Origin of the sequence: Pseudomonas sp. RL_105y_Pfl2_101 (assembly GCF_963970585.1) — a bacterium.
GTDB lineage: Bacteria > Pseudomonadota > Gammaproteobacteria > Pseudomonadales > Pseudomonadaceae > Aquipseudomonas.
This window is the reverse complement of sequence record NZ_CAXAPG010000026.1, coordinates 31,090-48,083: the sequence shown is the minus strand read 5'-3', so window position 1 is coordinate 48,083 and position 16,994 is coordinate 31,090. Positions and strand designations below refer to the sequence as shown.

Below are 16,994 nucleotides of genomic sequence, written 5' to 3'. Positions count from 1 at the left end.
CTGCAGTTCCCTGGATTAATCGTAAAACGGCTCGACTGCCGTCCGACTGCCGACAAAGAAGCTGTCTGCGACCAACCGCAGTGGCTGCAGGTCCATGTCGCTGGCTTTGTCGTTGATCAGTTGCTGGAAATGTCGATACACCGCCGCGTACTCGCCCTCCTCGGAGACGGCCTGGCGCACGCCGTCGATGCTCAACAGCGCACCGCCGTTGTCCAGGCGCAGGACGCCTTCGGCGCAGCGAATCTCGATACTCCAGAGCTCGTCATGGCCATGGTCGAAATCGAACTCCGCACGAATATCGAGGTGGCACGCGTCGGCCATCTTGATGCTGGCGGCAATCGGCGACTGGCAATTGTCCGGCACGCGCAACTCGGCGGATTCCACGAACAGCGGCAGTGCCAGCAGATGGGTCACAATCGACAAGGCATTGATACCCGGATCGAAGACGCCCAGGCCACCGGGTTGCCAGATCCATGCCTGGCCAGGGTGCCACTTGCGCACGTCTTCCTTCCAGTCGATCTGCACGCTCTGCAAGGTGCGACTCGCCAGCCAGTCACGGGCCGCTTCGATGCCCGGCGCGTAACGCGAATGCCAGGCGAACAGGCCGCTGACGCCTTGCTCGCGAACCTGCTCCACCAACGCCATGGCTTCACCCAGCGTGGCGCACGGCGGCTTTTCCACCAGGACGTGTTTGCCGGCCGCCAGTGCCTGTTGTACCAGGGCGAATCGACCTTGGGGCGGTGTGCAAAACGCAATCGCATCGACGTGCGGGCCGTTTTCGAGCAACTCGCCCAGGGACCGGAAGTTCTCCACCCCGGCGCAAGGCTGCCCTTGCGTGGCGACCGCCACCAATTGGAACGCGGGGTTGGCATGGATGGCTGGAACGTGCTGATCCTGGGCAATCTTGCCGTAGCCCACCAGCCCGAGACGAATCGGTTGCATCGATGACTCCTGATTTTTTGTACTTGTGATCGGGCAGCAAACTAGACGCAAATCGCCCGGCGGACAATGGGGCCGTGCAGTATCTAGACGATTGTCCTGCGCAATTGGGCAACAGCCGTGCAGCAAAGACCTCAGCTCTGTCGCGACTCACTGGCCGCCGTCACGACGTTGGTCACCCGGCCGAAGAAGGGCTCCAGCCGCTCACGCGGCGCATCGTGCTCCACCACCAGGGCGGCGACTTCTTCGCAGGAGACCACCTGATAGTGGGCGACGCTGGAGAGTTTCTCGTTGGTCACCGCCGCGATCACCTGCCCGCTTGCCGCGACCACCGCGCGTTTGAACTCCGCGTCATCCAGGCCAAATGCCGTGACGCCATTGTCCGGATCGATGGCGCAGGCACCGAGCAAGCACACGTCAAAACTGAACTGACGCAATTGCTGGACAGCCGTCAACCCGATCACGCCACCGGCGATTGGATTCAAGCGGCCACCCAGCAGGATGACCTCGGCGCGGGGCAGCTTCATCAACTGAACCGCAATCAGCGGCGAATTGGTGGTGAGGGTCAACTGAAGTTGCGGATCGATGGCGCAGGCCACGGCCAGGTTGGTCGACCCGGCGTCGATGAACACATGTTGGCCCGCACGCAACAGTGCGGCGGCCGCTTGACCGAGACTGCCCTTGCGCGCCGGGTCTTTGCGCACGCGTACCTCCATCGGTCCTTCGGCAGCGGGCACGAGTATCGCACCGCCATAAACGCGCTTGCACACTCCCGCCGCTGCCAATGCCCCCAGATCACGCCGTATCGAGTGCTCGGACACATTGAATTCACAGGCCAGGTCTGCCGCGATCACCCGGCCATATCGGGCGAGACGCTGGCTGATCAATTGCTGGCGTTCGCCGGGGAACGCTTCGTGAGGAGAAGTCATGACGCTGTAACCTTCATAAACGAGCACTAATGATCACAAACGAGCAAATAGTGCCGCTTATGCAGCGAGGCGTCAAACCCGCTCGTTCAAGCGGGCGGCCAAACGATAAAGGTCATGCGGCCCCAGGGACATTCGTGCCCATTCCCAAGGGCAGGAAAGGTTGAATTTTGTCGATTTCCTCGGCGCTGAGGCGCAGTTGTGCGCCGGCAATCAGTCCATCGACCTGCCCGGGATGGCGGGCTCCGACGATGGCGCCGGTCACCACCGGCTTGCGCAGCACCCAGGCGATGGCGACTGCCGCCGCGCTCACCCCGTGTCGTTCACCGATACCCGCCAAAACCTCGACCAGCGCCAGGTTCGCGCTCAAACGAGGCTCCTGGAAATCCGCGCTTCGGGCCTTGCGCCAATCGTCATCGGGTAATTGGGCGATGCGCTCGCGCGTCATGCTCCCGCTAAGCAGTCCCGATTGAAGGGTGGAATAAGCCAGGACCCCCATTCCCACCTCCTCGCAAAATGGCAGGACGTCCTTTTCGATGTCTCGCATCAGGGCTGAATAAGGCGGTTGGAGAGAGACGATCTCGGTCACCGCCTGGGCCCGCTGGAGTTGCGCGACATCGAAATTGGATACGCCGATAGCGCGAATTTTCCCCTGTTCGCGCGCGGTGGCCAACGCCGATAGCGCACTCTCGATTCCTTCGCTACTGCCGTCGGCAGGAAAGGCCGGCCAGTGGATCTGATAAAGATCGATCGTTTCGACTTGCAACCGGCGCAAGCTTGCCTCGACCTCGGCGAGCAGCGATTGAGGCGCCAGCGAGTGCGAGATCGCTTTGGTGACCGGGTCCCAGACCAGACTGCCCTTGGTGAACACCAACGGACGCCGTGAAGCTGGCACCCGACGCAACAATTGCCCAACCAGCTGCTCGGCGTGGCCCAAGCCATAAACCGCCGCGGTATCGATCCAGTTCACACCGCGTTCGACGGCATATTCAAGCGCACCGAGGCTGTCCTCGTCATCCTGCGCGCCCCAACTGTATTCCCAGCCGGTGCCGGCAATGGCCCAGGTTCCCAGGCCAATGGGCGAAATCAGAAGATCCGATGATCCAAGACGATTCTTTTGCATAGCGAGTTCTCCACAGATGATGTGGGCCAGTATCCGCGAGTGATCTCATGACGATAATATGGGTAATCGTATTTGAACTACTGAACTGTACTCATGAGTCAGCACCCCGATCTTTCCGAACTGGATGCCTTCGCGGCCGTCGCTCGCCACCGCAGCTTTCGCAAGGCCGCCGAGGAGCGTGGCGTTTCGGCTTCTGCATTGAGTCACGCGATGCGTGCACTGGAAGCACGCCTGGGTGTCAGGCTGCTCAATCGAACCACACGCAGCGTTACCCCGACCGAGGCCGGCCACCAGCTATTGGAAACGCTGGCCCCGACCCTGCAGCAGGTTGCCGATGCACTGGCGCAACTGACCTCAATGCAGGAAGTACCCGCCGGCAAGCTTCGCCTCAACGTGGCGCGTCCGGCGGCGCGGGCGGTGTTTGCGAAAGTGCTCGCGCCATTCGTGGCCAGGTATCCACGTATTCAACTGGACCTGGTCACCGATGATGGCTTGACCGACATCGTGAACGGCGGGTTTGACGCTGGCGTGCGTTTTGGCGAAAGCCTGGCCGGCGACATGATCGCTGTCCCTGTCGGCCCTCCTCAATCGTTCGTGACTGTCGCTTCACAGGCTTACCTGGCCGCAAAGGGGGTCGTCCAGGCCCCACGCGACTTGCTCGACCATGCCTGTATCGCCCGACGTTTTCCCAGCGGCAAACTCTATGCCTGGGAGTATCAGGCACAAGGGCAACCGATGCGCTTGTCCGTCACCGGCCCGCTCATTCTTGAAGACGATGCGCTGATGATCCAGGCCGCAAAAGATGGCGCCGGGATTGCCTACGTCTACGAGGAGCTGGTGCGCGATGACATCCGCAATGGGCAGCTCACGGAACTGCTTGCGCAATGGAAAGCACCGCCAAGCCGGTTTTTTCTCTACTACCCCAGCCGACGCCATGTGCCACCGGCCCTGAAAGCACTCATCGAGTTCATCCGGACGGATGATGGATCAATCTGAAACCGGCAGGCAAAAAAAGCCCCACGACCGAGGACGGTGCGGGGCAAGGGAATTGGTTGGTTGCGGCCAACCAAAGGAGCACAGTGAAAAACGTTTACGGGCCGGTCAGATGCATTCCTCTGCGGCGCGTTCAAAACTCGATGGCAGGAGGTTGGAGGCCAGCAAATGCCGCTCGTAGATGAACACCTTGCCGCCGTTGCCGGCCTTGTAGGCTTCCAGCACGTTATCCGCCGAGACTTTGCTCGGCACCACGATGCGGTAGCTGCGCTGGGTCTGCGAGACCATCGGGTTCAAGGCATTGCCCTGCAATTTCGGCACGACGCATTCAGCGTATTGGGCCGGCGTCTTGCTGGTTTGCAAGGTCAGCGTCGGATCGTTCGGCGCCGAGACACACCCGGCCAGCAACAACGGGGAAAACGCCAGGGGAAGCAAAAATAAAGGGCGCATGGGCGAGGTCCTGAAAATAAAAAGAGTGGGCTGCGTGTTCGATGGCGCTGATTTTCCAATGATTGCTGGCAAAGCAAAACTTGCATTTGGTAATGGTCACTATTACTCCTAGCAATAGTTGCAAGCCGAGAAAGATTGATGAGGTATAGCCATGAGAACGTTTGATCTGATTCGCGACGCGGTATTGCCCGACTTCCGTGAGCGGGTGGCTGATTACCTGATCCAGTACGAAAGCGTACTGTTGAGCAGCACCGAACCCGACCCGGAACTCAGGCGCGCCACGGCCAATCAACTGCGCGGCTATTTGCGCGGGCTGAACACCACTCGGGTGTTGGGCATGGCCGATTGGGAGGAGCTGGACCGGCGGGTGGTGGAGACGTGGCTTTAGCGCCCAGCCAATGACAGGCCCGACGTGCGGGAAGTTGTTCGATTCATTGTGGCGAGGGAGCTTGCTCCCGCTGGGCTGCTCTGTAGGAGCTGCCAAAGGCTCGGGCCGCGTTCGGACGATCTCTTGATCTTTCACTTGTGGCTCAAGACTCTGGGAAAGATCGCGGCCTCGCTTCGCTCGACAGCTCCTACAGGCCCAACGCTCGCTTGCGCCCTGTTCAGCAACCGTTGCACCCACGCGGCATCCTCGTCATTGACCACCCCATAGCGATTCGGCGGTAGAAAATCCCAGTGATGAGCGGCCTCGTCCAGGCGCTTGAGTTCATCGGCAGACAGCCAGTACGGCGCTTCCACCAATGGCATCGGCGCACCGTCGAAACGTCGGCCCAGTTGCAGGTTCGTGCCGGGGGCGAAAGCGATCGCCAGTTGCTGGCGGGGTTGCAGCAGCTTGTCCGGTGCGGGCATTTGCCCTACTCGCCCGTAGCTGAAGTCGCCCGAAAATTGCTCCTTGAGCACCAGCCAATGCCCCGCCGCAGTCCGGGCCAGGATCCATTGCGACACACCGCTGCCCTGCACGTACTTCACTTTGCCGTCGGACCATTGCATGAGGGTGTTGCAACCGGGTCATAGTTGGACCACAGGCAGATGCCGGAAACCAGGTATGGTGTTCGAGTTCGACCAACCCTTGATCGGGCATCGACGCCCGATAACGCTTGGTCGGGTCGCGCGTATCACGCAAGACGTTGTGCACGATCCACGTCGCCATGAACAGCAAGGTGGCGAACACAAGCCAGTTCCTGAGCTAGCATCGGCGCCCGCTCCCGTGGGCCGATGCCAGGACCGAGGGTCTGGAAGCGTGTGAACAGGTTGTAGATGTCATCGCTCATGGATCGGATCATGCCCTTGAAGTCATCATGGTCGAGCGCCCTTTCGGGACGCCCTTGGACGCTGGAGCAGGTGTATTATCCGGGTAACCAAGCGCCCTATAGACACTCAATCATGCCCATTTCCCAGACCCGCCCTTCACCCGCGCCCTTGCTCAAGCCAGGCGAGACAGTGGTCCTGTTCGACGGCGTTTGTAAACTGTGCAATGGCTGGGCGAAATTCCTGATCCGCCATGACCACGCCCGACGCGTGCGGTTGGCCTCCGTACAGTCGCCCGAAGGGCAAGCCCTACTTGCCTGGGCGGGCCTGCCCTTGCAGCAGTTCGACACCATGGCCGTGGTTCGCGATCAGCATTACTGGGTGCGTTCGGAGGCGATTTTTGAAGTCGTAGCCCTACTGCCCTGGGCCTGGCGCCCGGTGAAGCTGCTGCGCTACGTCCCCCACAGGCTTCGGGACTGGGCCTATGATCACATTGCCCTGAATCGTTATCGGCTGTTTGGCAAATACGACGTGTGCCTTTTGCCGAGCCCGGATCATGAGCGGCGTTTTTTGAAGGCTCCAACGCCTGGGAGCAATCCGGTGGAACGGATCGGTACTTAGCCCGTCAGTAGCTCGATCCACTGAGGTGGCGTCATCTTCGTCACCATGATCAGCACAATGACAAACATCCCCAAAAATCCAAAAACGCCCATCCAGAACCACTTCTGATACACGGATGAGTATCGATCATCGAGCGCCCGCCCGTCCCCAACCGCGCTCGAAGCCATCACGTATAAACGCTTCTGAAGCACCAGCACAGGAAGCCACAGCGCCCCCACGCAAAAGAAAATGATCAACGACGTCATTATCCATTCCGTGGTCAGGGGAAGTCCGGCCAGTCTCATTAACAGATAGCCCGTCGCTATCTGAATAAAGCCCGCCGGCGTGGTAATCCAAGTGTCGAACTGGACGACCGTCCTGGCCACGTGGGCAATGACCTGAGGGTTGGCGGTGCGGCTGGCCGCAATCAGGTAAAGATAGGACCCCATGCCGAAGCCGAAAAGGAAAATGGCAGCAATGATGTGGAGGTACTTCAGGCAAAGATAGAGCATCTGTCAGCCCTGCTCCTCAGAGAAGTGAACGGACAGGTTCAAGTTTTCGGGGTCGTTGATGGCGGCCATGTATTCGTCGACGGTGATTTCACCCACGCAGGCCCGAGCACCGGGTTCGGGCCGATACCCTTGGGCGACTTTTGCCGCCAAGGCAACGGCTGCGCAGCTGGGAATCTCCGGCCCCTTGTCGTTCATGGCGGTGAGCTGCACGTTCATCGACAACGGATCGCCATTGGCCCCCATACCATGGACGTCGATGTACATTGCGCTTTTGCCATCGCCAAATCGTTCGAACCAGAGCCCCCACCGATGAAGCCTGGCGGCCCAAGGGGCATGGTCACGTACCATCCCCATCCTCATTGCCTGGGCCAGCAGGTAGTTGGCAATGCCGCCGAGCTTCAGGCCTGAGCCGGCCTTGAAGCTCAGGGTCTGGGCACCATAGCGGCTGGCGAAGATATCCATGTCCGGCACGTCGACATTGGCCAGTACCCGGGTCCCCATATAACGCATTCTACGAAGCGTCAGGTCCTGCCATCCCAGGACCTCATGTACCCGGCCATTCCGGAGTTGCTTGATCGGCTTGCCTGCATAGGCCAGAACGCCTTCGACGGTGGACAACCCCGGCATCTTGGCCGAAGAGGAAATACCATGTTCGATCGTGCCGATGCGTTTAAAGCGATCCCGCTGCTGATCGATGAGGGCTGCCGAAAGCGTCGGCACTGAGCTGCAACCACTGAGGACCGCCACGCCTACCTGTTTTGCCCGGGCGTCGAGTGCGCTAATACCGGTGACGAAGGCCCTGGAATCGGACAGGTCGCAGTAGTTCACGCCCGCGTCGATGCAGCTCTCGGCAACGGCATAGGTTTGCCCTTGGAATGGGCCACCGGTATGGATGACCCATTGGATGTTCATCAAGCCCAGGACAGATTTGAAGCCCGCGTCCATGGCGTCGCCGCACCAACTTCCACACACCGAGCCCGATTGAGCGTTCAACTCATCGACTTTGCGCTGCAGTTTTTGGGCATCGCGCCCCGAAATCACCAGTTCTACACCTGGCATCACCACCAGGTGTCTGGAAACGATACTGCCGAAATTTCCATACCCACCGACCACCATCACCCTGAGCGTCATTCCATCCGTCCCTAAATATTCGATGAAGCCCGCAACCTTGCCACAACGAAGACGCGCAGGTGTACCCCTTGTGGTGGGTCACTCCTGTGTGGCGAGGGGATTTATCCCCGTTGGGCCGCGCAGCAGCCCCTATGGCATCCACTCAATCAACCTGACGCACCGGTATGCCAGGTTTCAGGGCCGCTTCGCGCCCCAGCGGGAGCAAGCTCCCTCGCCACAAGAGCTACTGGGTGGTGTGTCAGCTCATCAAGAGCGGTTCGGCAGAGGTCAGTGAGTGGCCGCATTTGCTCCCTGCTGATACTCCCGAGGGGTGCAGCCGAACTCGCGGCGAAACACGGTGTGCAGGTATTGCGCCGATTTGAAGCCGCAATTCTGGGCGATGTCGGCAATCGGCGAGTGGGTGTTTTCCAATCCGTTGGCGGCGGCGGCCAGTTTGAAGCGCAGGATTTCGTCGTGGACGCTGCAACCGCGCTCCTTGCGAAAATGCGCTTCGAGCGATGAACGCGACACTCCCACATAGGCCGCCACCTGGGCGGTCTTGATGCCCTGGCAGGCGTATTGGCGGATGAAGAGCAGTGCCTGCATGACATAGGGGTTGCCCAACGGTTGATGCAGGCTCGACACCTGCACATTGATCGCGTCCGGCGGTATCAGAATCTGTGTGCCGGTGGACGGCATGCCGTGCAGCATTTGATGGAGCAGGCGCGCGGCGGTGCGGCCCATGGTTTCGGTGCCCTGAATCACCGAGCTCAGCGGCACTCGTGTCAAGCTGCGGGTCAGAGGGTCGTTGTCGATGCCGATCAACGCCACCTGCTCAGGCACAGCAATCCCGGCGGTCAGGCAGGCTTGCAGCAGCTGCCGGGCGCGGGCGTCGCTGACGGCGATGATGCCGATGGGTTTGGGCAGGCTTTGCAGCCAGGCGATCTGCTGTTCGACGGCGCTGTCCCACAGCGGTGCACTGGTGCCCATGCCGCGATAGACCTCGGCATGCAGGCCATCGCGCTGGACCAGCCGGCGAAAGGCTTTTTCCCGTTCCTGGGCCCAGCGATTGGCTTGTGCCTCAGGCAGGCTGAAACAGGCAAAACGCGTCAACCCGGCCTCGATCAAGTGCTCGTAGGCCAATGTCATCAACGCGTCATTGTCGGTGGCAACATAGGGAATGCCCTTCGGGTAAGCACGTTCATCCTGATAAGAGCCGCCCACCGCCACCACCGGCAGCTTGATCCCGGCCAGCGCCTCGCCGATCAGTGGGTCGTCGAAGTCGGCGATGATCCCGTCGCCCTGCCAGCGCTCGATGCCTTTCAAGCGGCAAAGAAAATCCTCCTCAAGGAACAAGTCCCAGGAGGCGCGCGTGCTGCTCAGGTAGTTGCCGATGCCGCTGATGATGCCGCGGTCGTAGATTTTGCTGCCATTGAACAACAACGCAATGCGGTGAACAGGCGGGACGGTTTTCATTGGTTTTACCCTGGGCCGATGCGCACAGACTAGGCGCGCAAGCGGCGAACCTCAATACGCAAAATCGAACTGCTCATTGGTGATTTTCATAATCAGCAGCCACTGGGCCGGCGTTAGTATCGGGGCACCGCCAAGAATAAAAAGGAAATCGCCCATGCCGTACTTCCCCGGTGTCGACAAGATTCGCTACGAGGGCCCCGCCAGCGACTCGCCGCTTGCCTTCCGTCACTACGACGCCAACAAACTGGTGCTCGGCAAGCCCATGCGCGAGCACCTGCGCATGGCGGTCTGCTACTGGCATACCTTCGTCTGGCCGGGGTCGGATGTGTTCGGTGCCGGTACGTTCAAGCGCCCTTGGCAGCACGCCGCAGATCCCATGGAAGTGGCCATCGGCAAGGCCGAAGCGGCCTTCGAGTTTTTCTCCAAGCTGGGCATCGACTACTACTGCTTCCACGACACCGATGTCGCCCCCGAGGGCAATTCGCTCAAAGCGTACCGCGACCACTTCACCCAGATGGTCGACCACCTGGAGCGTCATCAGGAAGAGACCGGGATCAAGCTGTTGTGGGGCACCGCCAACTGCTTCAGCAACCCGCGTTTTGCCGCCGGCGCCGCCAGCAACCCGGACCCTCAAGTGTTCGCCTGCGCCGCCGCCCAAGTGTCCAGCGCCATGAACGCCACCCAGCGCCTCAAAGGCTCCAACTACGTGCTGTGGGGCGGCCGTGAAGGTTACGAAACCCTGCTCAACACCGACCTGAAACGCGAGCGCGAACAGCTGGGCCGCTTCATGCGCATGGTGGTCGAGCACAAGCACAAGATCGGCTTCAAGGGCGACCTGCTGATCGAGCCCAAGCCCCAGGAGCCGACCAAGCACCAGTACGATTACGACAGCGCCACCGTGTTCGGCTTCCTGCAACAGTTCGGCCTGGAAAACGAGATCAAGGTCAACATCGAAGCCAACCACGCGACCCTGGCCGGTCACAGCTTCCATCACGAGATCGCCACGGCCGTCTCCCTGGGCATCTTCGGCAGCATCGACGCCAACCGTGGCGACCCGCAGAACGGCTGGGACACCGACCAGTTCCCCAACAGCGTCGAGGAAATGACCCTGGCCACCTATGAAATCCTCAAGGCCGGGGGCTTCAGCAATGGCGGGTTCAACTTCGATTCCAAGGTCCGGCGCCAGAGCGTCGATGATGTCGACCTGTTCCACGGCCACGTCGCCGCCATGGACGTCCTCGCCCTCGCCCTGGAGCGCGCGGCAGCCATGGTGCAGAACGATCAGTTGCAACAGTTCAAGAACCAGCGCTACGCCGGCTGGCAACAACCATTCGGCAAAGCGGTGCTGGCCGGTGAATTCAGCCTTGAATCACTGGCCGAGCATGCCTTCACCAATGACCTGAATCCCCAAGCCGTCAGCGGTCGACAGGAGATGCTCGAGAACGTGGTCAATCGGTTCATCTACCCCTGAGCGCGGGCAATGGACAGGGCACAGGGGCGGTTACATTCGCGCGACAAATCTGTGCCCACGGCGCCCTGCGACGCTCTACAGTTCTACCGGTATCACGCTCATCGTCAGGCCGTGTCTTTCAAACAACAATAAAAGGACGCACCACATGAAAACAGTCAAACGTACCCTGCTCGCCGGCGCCCTCGCCCTGCTCTCGCTTCCGGTCATGGCCGATGCGGCCCATCCGAAAATCGGCTTTTCCATTGATGACCTGCGTCTGGAACGCTGGTCGCGGGACCGTGATTACTTCGTCGCGGCGGCGGAAAAACTCGACGCCAAGGTCTTCGTCCAGTCCGCTGATGCCAATGAGCAAAAGCAGATCTCGCAGATCGAAAATCTGATCTCCCGTGGCGTCGATGTGATCGTCATCGTGCCATTCAACGCCACCGTCCTGACCAACGCCGTCGCCGAAGCCAAGAAGGCCGGGATCAAGGTCGTGTCCTACGACCGACTGATCCTCAACGCCGATATCGACGCCTACATTTCCTTCGACAACGAAAAGGTCGGCGAGATGCAGGCCAGCGGCGTGCTGAAGGCCGCCCCCAAGGGCAACTACTTCCTGCTCGGTGGCGCCCCTACGGACAACAATGCCAAGGTCCTGCGCGAAGGCCAGATGAAAGTGCTGCAACCGGCCATCGACAAGGGTGACATCAAGATCGTCGGCCAGCAGTGGGTGAAGGAGTGGAACCCCACCGAAGCCTTGAGCATCGTGGAAAACGCCCTGACCCGCAACGACAACAAAATCGATGGCATCGTCGCCTCCAACGACGCCACCGCCGGCGGTGCTATCCAGGCCCTGGCCGCCCAGAAAATGGCCGGCAAGGTGCCGATCTCGGGCCAGGACGCCGACCTCGCGGCGGTCAAGCGCGTGCTCGATGGCACCCAGACCATGACCGTCTACAAACCGCTGAAGCTGATCGCCTCCGAAGCCGCCAAGCTCTCGGTGCAACTGGCGCGTAACGAGAAACCGACCTTCAGCTCGCAATACGACAATGGCAGCAAGAAAGTCGACACCATCCTGCTCACCCCTACGCCGTTGACCAAGGACAACATCGACCTGCTGGAAAAGGACGGGTTCTATACCAAGGCGCAGATCGCCGGGCAGTGATCTGACCAGGCAATCAAGTGGTGGGACCTGTGGGAGCGAGCCTGCTCGCGATATCGGTGGTTCAGCTTGCATCAATGTTGGATGTGCTGCCGCCATCGCGAGCAGGCTCGCTCCCACAGGGGCTCTGCTTGACCGACCGGCATCGGCGGCGACAGTAACCCCACCCGCTGATGTATGAGCCCTTTTTCATGAGTCCTTGCCATGTCCGATTACCTGTTGAAAATGAACGGCATCGTCAAAACCTTTGGCGGTGTCAAAGCCCTGAACGGCATCGACATCAAGGTCAGGCCGGGTGAGTGTGTCGGCCTGTGCGGTGAAAACGGCGCCGGCAAATCCACGCTGATGAAGGTGCTGTCGGCGGTCTACCCCTACGGCACCTGGGGGGGTGAAATTCTTTGGGACGGCCAGCCGCTCAAGGCACAGTCCATCAGCGAAACCGAAGCCGCCGGGATCGTCATCATTCACCAGGAACTGACCCTGGTCCCCGACCTGTCGGTGGCTGAAAACATCTTCATGGGCCACGAACTCACGCTGCCCGGCGGGCGCATGAACTACCCGGCGATGATCCACCGTGCCGAAGCCCTGATGCGTGAACTCAAAGTGCCGGGCATGAACGTCTCGCTGCCGGTTTCGCAGTACGGCGGTGGCTACCAGCAACTGGTGGAAATCGCCAAGGCGCTGAACAAGCAGGCGCGGCTGTTGATCCTCGATGAGCCCTCCTCGGCCCTGACCCGCTCGGAAATCGAGGTGCTGCTGGACATCATCCGCGACCTCAAGGCCAAGGGCGTCGCCTGCGTCTACATCTCCCACAAGCTCGATGAAGTGGCCGCCGTGTGCGACACCATCTCGGTGATCCGCGATGGCAAACACATCGCCACGACCGCCATGGCGGACATGGACATCCCGAAGATCATTACCCAAATGGTCGGACGGGAAATGAGCAGCCTCTACCCCACCGAACCCCATGACATCGGCGAGGTGATTTTCGAGGCGCGTCATGTCACCTGCTACGACGTCGACAACCCCAAGCGCAAACGGGTCGACGACATTTCATTCGCTCTCAAGCGCGGGGAAATTCTTGGCATCGCCGGACTGGTCGGCGCCGGTCGCACGGAACTGGTCTCGGCGCTGTTCGGCGCCTACCCCGGCCGCTACGAAGCTGAAGTCTGGCTGGGCGGCCAACACATCGACACGCGCACGCCGCTCAAGTCGATCCGCGCCGGCCTGTGCATGGTCCCCGAAGACCGCAAGCGCCAAGGCATCATTCCAGACCTGGGCGTGGGCCAGAACATCACCCTGGCGGTGCTCGACAACTACGCAAAACTGACGCGAATCGACGCCGAAGCCGAGCTGGGCAGCATCGACAAGGAAATCGCACGCATGCACCTCAAGACCGCGAGCCCGTTCCTGCCGATCACCAGCCTCTCCGGTGGCAACCAGCAAAAAGCCGTGCTGGCGAAAATGCTCCTGACAAAACCCCGCGTGCTGATTCTCGATGAACCCACCCGCGGTGTGGACGTCGGCGCCAAGTATGAGATCTACACGTTGATGGGTGCGCTGGCGGCCGAAGGTGTGTCGATCATCATGGTGTCCTCGGAACTGGCCGAAGTATTGGGGGTTTGCGACCGCGTCCTGGTGATCGGCGAAGGCCAGTTGCGCGGCGACTTCATCAACCACGAACTGACCCAGGAACAGGTGCTCGCCGCCGCGCTCAGCCATCCTGATGGCCATAACAATAATGATCGGAAGTCCGCGTAGATGAATCAGGTCAAACAGCTGTTTTCCCGCTACAAAATGCTCGCGCTGGCGATCGCCGTGGCGCTGATCTGGCTGTTTTTCAGTTGGCAGACCGACGGCGGGTTCTTGACCCCGCGCAACCTCTCCAACCTGCTACGGCAGATGTCCATCACCGGGATCCTAGCCTGCGGCATGGTGCTGGTGATCATCAGCGGCGAAATCGATTTGTCGGTGGGTTCGTTGCTTGGGCTATTGGGTGGCCTGGCGGCGATTCTCGATGTGGTCTATCACATCCCGCTGCTGGCGAACCTGAGCTTGGTGGCCTTGTGCGGTTTAGTGATCGGCTTGGGCAACGGCTACATGACCGCCTACCTGCGCATCCCGTCGTTCATTGTTGGCCTGGGTGGCATGCTTGCTTTTCGCGGCGTCCTGCTGGGGGTGACTGGCGGTACCACCATTGCCCCGGTCTCACCAGAACTGGTCTACGTGGGCCAGGGTTACTTGCCGCACACGGTTGGGACCGGGCTGGGCATCCTGCTGTTCGCCCTGACCCTGTTCCTGACCTGGAAGCAACGGCGCAACCGTGCCCTCCATGGCCTGGCGGCCCACTCCCTGGTGCGTGACGTGTTGCGCGTGGTGGTGATCGGCGCGGTGCTGGCCGGGTTCGTCTATACCCTCAACAGTTACGACGGCATCCCGGTGCCGGTGTTGCTCCTGCTGATCCTGCTGGGCGTATTCAGCTACGTCACCAGCCAGACCGTGTTCGGTCGACGTGTCTATTCGGTGGGCAGCAACATGGAAGCCACGCGTCTGTCCGGCATCAACGTGCAGGCCGTGAAATTGTGGATCTTCGGCATCATGGGCGTGATGTGCGCCCTCGCCGGTGTGGTCAACACCGCACGCCTGGCCGCCGGTTCACCCTCGGCTGGCAACATGGGCGAACTCGACGCCATCGCCGCCTGCTTCATCGGCGGCACCTCCATGCGCGGCGGCTCCGGCACGGTCTATGGTGCCCTGCTCGGCGCATTGGTCATCAGCAGCCTGGACAACGGCATGTCCATGCTCGACGTCGACAGTTATTGGCAGATGATCGTCAAAGGCAGCATTCTGGTGCTGGCGGTGTGGGTGGATGTGAGTACGCGCACGGGGCGGCGTTGAGCTGTACTCGTCACTTGCTGGCAGACGCCATCAGCACGCCGAAACCCAGGAAGGTGATGCCCGACAGTTTGCCGACAACCCTGGCGCCCTGGCTTGAAGAGAGCCAGCCCCTGGCGCCATTGGCCATCAGCGCATAACCAGAATGCACCAGTACGACAAGCACGCTATAGGACGACACCAGTAAGAAGAATTGGCTGTAGTAATCGCCCTCCGGCTTGATGAATTGAGGGAACACGGCCAGGAAGAAAAACCCGGCCTTGGGGTTGAGCAACTGGATCGACAGCGCCTCGCCGAATCGCCGCCACGGGCGCGTGGACGTGACCGTGAGTTCAGGCACGAAGCGTTGGGTGCGCCACATCTTGATGCCCAGGTACAACAAGTACAGCGCCCCGATGTATTTCAACAGCGTGAAGGCCGTCGCCGAGGCGGCCAGGATCAACCCCAAGCTGCTAGCGCAGATACCCGCCACGATAAACGCGCCTGAGGCGATCCCGAAGATGCCCGGCAGCGCACCGCGCCAGCCATGGCGCAAGGCATTGGAAAGCGTCAGCACCACACCGGGGCCCGGGCTGAGCACCGTCAGGGTCGCCAGGATCAGAAAAAGTCCGTAACCGGCCATGCATCACTCCACATTGAAGGCGAATTGCTGTGGCCTTCAGGGTGGCGTGGCACCGGGACGCTGACAAACGCTTTAATTGCGCCACACATGTGACTAAATTAGACACATGATCGCCAACCTCCCCCCGTTGAACGCCGTACGCGCCTTCGCCGCTGCCGCTCGCCACCAGAGTTTCAGCCGCGCCGCCGAAGAACTGCACGTCAGCCACAGCGCCGTCAGCCGCCACGTAAAGTTGCTCGAAGAGCGCTTGGGCGTACTGCTGTTCGAACGTCGAACCCGCCAGTCCTTGCTCACCCCGGCCGGTCGGGTTTTCTACGAGCAGGTCAGCGAGGCCCTGACCCAGATCGCCAACGCCGCCACCGCACTGACACGCAGTGCTGCCCAGCGCAAAGTGACCATCAACGTGCGCCCCTCCTTCGCGGTGCGTTGGCTGATCCCGCGACTGCCGGACTTCATGGCGCGCCACCCGGACATCAAGCCCGACGTCGTCACCAGCACCCGGCCTCCCGATCCATCACGGGAAACGTTCGACGTGGTCATCCGCCGCGGGCACGCCGGCTGGTCGCCCCATGTACAGCCCACGGTGCTGCTGGAAGACGACCTGCTGCTGGTCGCCGCACCGTCGTTGTTGCACAGCGTGCCATTGGAAAGCATGCCCGACCTGGCCCGGCACACCTTGTTATCGGGCAGGACGCGCAGCAGCGATTGGCAAGACTGGGCGGAACACGCAGGGATCGAGCCATTGAACAACCTGCCGACCCTGCAATTCGATCACATGCACCTCGTACTGCAGGCCGCCGTCGATGGGCTGGGCGTGGCGCTGTGTCCGGCTTCGCTGCTGGGTAGGGATTTGTCCAACGAGCGGCTGACCTGTCCACTGCCGTCATTGCGCCTGCCGTTAGCCCGCTATTACTACGGGGTGTCCAGGGATGCGGTGGCTGATACGCAGGTTTTTGTTGATTGGTTGCTAACCCATTGTGGGAGCGAGCTTACTCACGATAGCGCCCTGTCAGCCGACATCAATGTTGACTGATCGAATGCCATCGCGAGCAAGCTCGCTCCCACAGGGGAATTGCGTTAGCCGGGAGATGCCTTATGCGCTTTGGAGCGCGGCCAACGGCGGTCCGAAAATCTCGTAGGAATTTACCTCTGTGGCGAGGGGATTTATCCCCGCTGGGCTGCGAAGCGGCCCCAAACCAGACACCTTATTTCGCCAGGTACTGCGCAGGTACCGGTTTTGCGACTGCTGCGCAGCCGAGCGGGAGCAAGCTCCCTCGCCACAGGGGGAGCGTGCGTCCTACAGGTCGGTTGTGGGGGCTGGGATCGACTTCTATAGTTGGGTCGTCGCTGGCTTTGGCCGGTGACTGGGTTTCGCAGCCCGATAGATACGCTGGCAACCAGGCATCATAAAAGTAACAATGGGCGCGTTTGGCGTTCAACGTCACTTATGGTGGCTGTGTGTGGGAGATCTTCGGGTCTGCC

At 60.8% G+C, this 16,994-nt stretch carries 18 protein-coding genes; 8 read left to right on the top strand and 10 right to left on the bottom strand.

The genetic code is table 11. The features are described from left to right. Window positions 1-15 precede the first annotated feature (15 nt). From AACY31_RS21965 to AACY31_RS21955, 3 genes are all read right to left on the bottom strand, one after another. Window positions 16-942, bottom strand: a complete 927-nt coding sequence (locus AACY31_RS21965) for a Gfo/Idh/MocA family protein (protein ID WP_339492991.1) — start codon at window positions 940-942, stop codon at window positions 16-18. A gap of 131 nt (window positions 943-1,073) precedes the next feature. Beyond that, complete coding sequence (locus AACY31_RS21960) at window positions 1,074-1,868, bottom strand: DeoR/GlpR family DNA-binding transcription regulator (RefSeq protein WP_339492992.1); 795 nt, start codon at window positions 1,866-1,868, stop codon at window positions 1,074-1,076. A 112-nt stretch (window positions 1,869-1,980) separates the two neighbouring features. Next, a complete protein-coding gene (locus tag AACY31_RS21955; RefSeq protein WP_339483198.1) occupies window positions 1,981-2,988 on the bottom strand; it encodes an aldo/keto reductase in 1,008 nt (335 codons plus the stop codon). Between the two features lie 93 nt (window positions 2,989-3,081). Here AACY31_RS21955 and AACY31_RS21950 point away from each other — a divergent pair, with 93 nt between their 5' ends. Further along, a complete protein-coding gene (locus AACY31_RS21950; protein ID WP_339505074.1) occupies window positions 3,082-3,984 on the top strand; it encodes a LysR family transcriptional regulator in 903 nt (300 codons plus the stop codon). Between the two features lie 105 nt (window positions 3,985-4,089). Here the strand turns inward: AACY31_RS21950 and AACY31_RS21945 are convergent, their stop codons facing one another. Continuing rightward, a complete protein-coding gene (locus tag AACY31_RS21945) occupies window positions 4,090-4,431 on the bottom strand; it encodes a hypothetical protein (protein WP_339483202.1) in 342 nt (113 codons plus the stop codon). 151 nt (window positions 4,432-4,582) lie between these two features. On the opposite strand from AACY31_RS21945, the gene AACY31_RS21940 reads away from it, so the two are divergent. Further along, window positions 4,583-4,819 (top strand): hypothetical protein, encoded by a 237-nt coding sequence (locus tag AACY31_RS21940; RefSeq protein ID WP_339483204.1) that lies wholly within the window; start codon window positions 4,583-4,585, stop codon window positions 4,817-4,819. A gap of 131 nt (window positions 4,820-4,950) precedes the next feature. On the opposite strand, the gene AACY31_RS21935 is transcribed toward AACY31_RS21940, so the two are convergent. Together AACY31_RS21935 and AACY31_RS21930 are read right to left on the bottom strand one after the other, a co-directional pair. Then, window positions 4,951-5,424 (bottom strand): hypothetical protein, encoded by a 474-nt coding sequence (locus AACY31_RS21935; protein WP_339505073.1) that lies wholly within the window; start codon window positions 5,422-5,424, stop codon window positions 4,951-4,953. Between the two features lie 125 nt (window positions 5,425-5,549). Then, window positions 5,550-5,705 (bottom strand): hypothetical protein, encoded by a 156-nt coding sequence (locus AACY31_RS21930; protein WP_339483050.1) that lies wholly within the window; start codon window positions 5,703-5,705, stop codon window positions 5,550-5,552. A 112-nt stretch (window positions 5,706-5,817) separates the two neighbouring features. Between AACY31_RS21930 and AACY31_RS21925 the strand changes: the two genes are divergently transcribed. Then, complete coding sequence (locus AACY31_RS21925; protein WP_339483051.1) at window positions 5,818-6,303, top strand: thiol-disulfide oxidoreductase DCC family protein; 486 nt, start codon at window positions 5,818-5,820, stop codon at window positions 6,301-6,303. Here the strand turns inward: AACY31_RS21925 and AACY31_RS21920 are convergent. The 3 genes from AACY31_RS21920 to AACY31_RS21910 form a co-directional block, all read right to left on the bottom strand. Beyond that, window positions 6,300-6,794, bottom strand: a complete 495-nt coding sequence (locus AACY31_RS21920; protein WP_018601637.1) for a DUF2269 family protein — start codon at window positions 6,792-6,794, stop codon at window positions 6,300-6,302. The two genes, AACY31_RS21925 and AACY31_RS21920, sit on opposite strands and share 4 nt — an antisense overlap. A gap of 3 nt (window positions 6,795-6,797) precedes the next feature. Next, entirely contained in the window at window positions 6,798-7,925 is a 1,128-nt protein-coding gene (locus tag AACY31_RS21915) for a saccharopine dehydrogenase (protein WP_339493208.1), read from the bottom strand. 267 nt (window positions 7,926-8,192) lie between these two features. Next, window positions 8,193-9,380, bottom strand: coding sequence for a XylR family transcriptional regulator (locus tag AACY31_RS21910; protein ID WP_339483054.1), 1,188 nt, complete (start codon window positions 9,378-9,380; stop codon window positions 8,193-8,195). A 154-nt stretch (window positions 9,381-9,534) separates the two neighbouring features. Between AACY31_RS21910 and xylA the strand changes: the two genes are divergently transcribed. The 4 genes from xylA to AACY31_RS21890 all read left to right on the top strand — a co-directional run bounded on the left by xylA (window position 9,535) and on the right by AACY31_RS21890 (window position 14,893). Continuing rightward, the gene (gene xylA, locus AACY31_RS21905; protein WP_339483055.1) at window positions 9,535-10,851 is read left to right on the top strand and encodes a xylose isomerase; all 1,317 of its coding nucleotides are present in this window, start codon (window positions 9,535-9,537) and stop codon (window positions 10,849-10,851) included. A 145-nt stretch (window positions 10,852-10,996) separates the two neighbouring features. After that, the gene (gene xylF / locus AACY31_RS21900) at window positions 10,997-11,998 is read left to right on the top strand and encodes a D-xylose ABC transporter substrate-binding protein (protein ID WP_339505072.1); all 1,002 of its coding nucleotides are present in this window, start codon (window positions 10,997-10,999) and stop codon (window positions 11,996-11,998) included. A 201-nt stretch (window positions 11,999-12,199) separates the two neighbouring features. Then, entirely contained in the window at window positions 12,200-13,756 is a 1,557-nt protein-coding gene (gene xylG, locus AACY31_RS21895; RefSeq protein ID WP_339483057.1) for a D-xylose ABC transporter ATP-binding protein, read from the top strand. Continuing rightward, window positions 13,757-14,893, top strand: a complete 1,137-nt coding sequence (locus AACY31_RS21890) for a sugar ABC transporter permease (protein WP_339483058.1) — start codon at window positions 13,757-13,759, stop codon at window positions 14,891-14,893. A 10-nt stretch (window positions 14,894-14,903) separates the two neighbouring features. Here AACY31_RS21890 and AACY31_RS21885 read toward each other — a convergent pair whose 3' ends face one another. Continuing rightward, the gene (locus AACY31_RS21885) at window positions 14,904-15,512 is read right to left on the bottom strand and encodes a LysE family translocator (RefSeq protein WP_339505070.1); all 609 of its coding nucleotides are present in this window, start codon (window positions 15,510-15,512) and stop codon (window positions 14,904-14,906) included. Between the two features lie 106 nt (window positions 15,513-15,618). Here AACY31_RS21885 and AACY31_RS21880 point away from each other — a divergent pair, with 106 nt between their 5' ends. Beyond that, window positions 15,619-16,545: a LysR substrate-binding domain-containing protein gene (locus AACY31_RS21880; RefSeq protein ID WP_339483060.1), complete on the top strand. Its 927-nt coding sequence runs from the start codon at window positions 15,619-15,621 to the stop codon at window positions 16,543-16,545. Window positions 16,546-16,994 lie beyond the last annotated feature (449 nt).

Excerpts from the sequence above, each read along its gene's own strand:
- AACY31_RS21965 (WP_339492991.1), bottom strand. The coding sequence starts at position 942 with ATGCAACCGATTCGTCTCGGGCTGGTGGGCTACGGCAAGATTGCCCAG.
- AACY31_RS21960 (WP_339492992.1), bottom strand. The coding sequence starts at position 1,868 with ATGACTTCTCCTCACGAAGCGTTCCCCGGCGAACGCCAGCAATTGATC.
- AACY31_RS21955 (WP_339483198.1), bottom strand. The coding sequence starts at position 2,988 with ATGCAAAAGAATCGTCTTGGATCATCGGATCTTCTGATTTCGCCCATT.
- AACY31_RS21950 (WP_339505074.1), top strand. The coding sequence starts at position 3,082 with ATGAGTCAGCACCCCGATCTTTCCGAACTGGATGCCTTCGCGGCCGTC.
- AACY31_RS21945 (WP_339483202.1), bottom strand. The coding sequence starts at position 4,431 with ATGCGCCCTTTATTTTTGCTTCCCCTGGCGTTTTCCCCGTTGTTGCTG.
- AACY31_RS21940 (WP_339483204.1), top strand. The coding sequence starts at position 4,583 with ATGAGAACGTTTGATCTGATTCGCGACGCGGTATTGCCCGACTTCCGT.
- AACY31_RS21935 (WP_339505073.1), bottom strand. The coding sequence starts at position 5,424 with ATGCAATGGTCCGACGGCAAAGTGAAGTACGTGCAGGGCAGCGGTGTG.
- AACY31_RS21930 (WP_339483050.1), bottom strand. The coding sequence starts at position 5,705 with ATGAGCGATGACATCTACAACCTGTTCACACGCTTCCAGACCCTCGGT.
- AACY31_RS21925 (WP_339483051.1), top strand. The coding sequence starts at position 5,818 with ATGCCCATTTCCCAGACCCGCCCTTCACCCGCGCCCTTGCTCAAGCCA.
- AACY31_RS21920 (WP_018601637.1), bottom strand. The coding sequence starts at position 6,794 with ATGCTCTATCTTTGCCTGAAGTACCTCCACATCATTGCTGCCATTTTC.
- AACY31_RS21915 (WP_339493208.1), bottom strand. The coding sequence starts at position 7,925 with ATGACGCTCAGGGTGATGGTGGTCGGTGGGTATGGAAATTTCGGCAGT.
- AACY31_RS21910 (WP_339483054.1), bottom strand. The coding sequence starts at position 9,380 with ATGAAAACCGTCCCGCCTGTTCACCGCATTGCGTTGTTGTTCAATGGC.
- xylA (WP_339483055.1), top strand. The coding sequence starts at position 9,535 with ATGCCGTACTTCCCCGGTGTCGACAAGATTCGCTACGAGGGCCCCGCC.
- xylF (WP_339505072.1), top strand. The coding sequence starts at position 10,997 with ATGAAAACAGTCAAACGTACCCTGCTCGCCGGCGCCCTCGCCCTGCTC.
- xylG (WP_339483057.1), top strand. The coding sequence starts at position 12,200 with ATGTCCGATTACCTGTTGAAAATGAACGGCATCGTCAAAACCTTTGGC.
- AACY31_RS21890 (WP_339483058.1), top strand. The coding sequence starts at position 13,757 with ATGAATCAGGTCAAACAGCTGTTTTCCCGCTACAAAATGCTCGCGCTG.
- AACY31_RS21885 (WP_339505070.1), bottom strand. The coding sequence starts at position 15,512 with ATGGCCGGTTACGGACTTTTTCTGATCCTGGCGACCCTGACGGTGCTC.
- AACY31_RS21880 (WP_339483060.1), top strand. The coding sequence starts at position 15,619 with ATGATCGCCAACCTCCCCCCGTTGAACGCCGTACGCGCCTTCGCCGCT.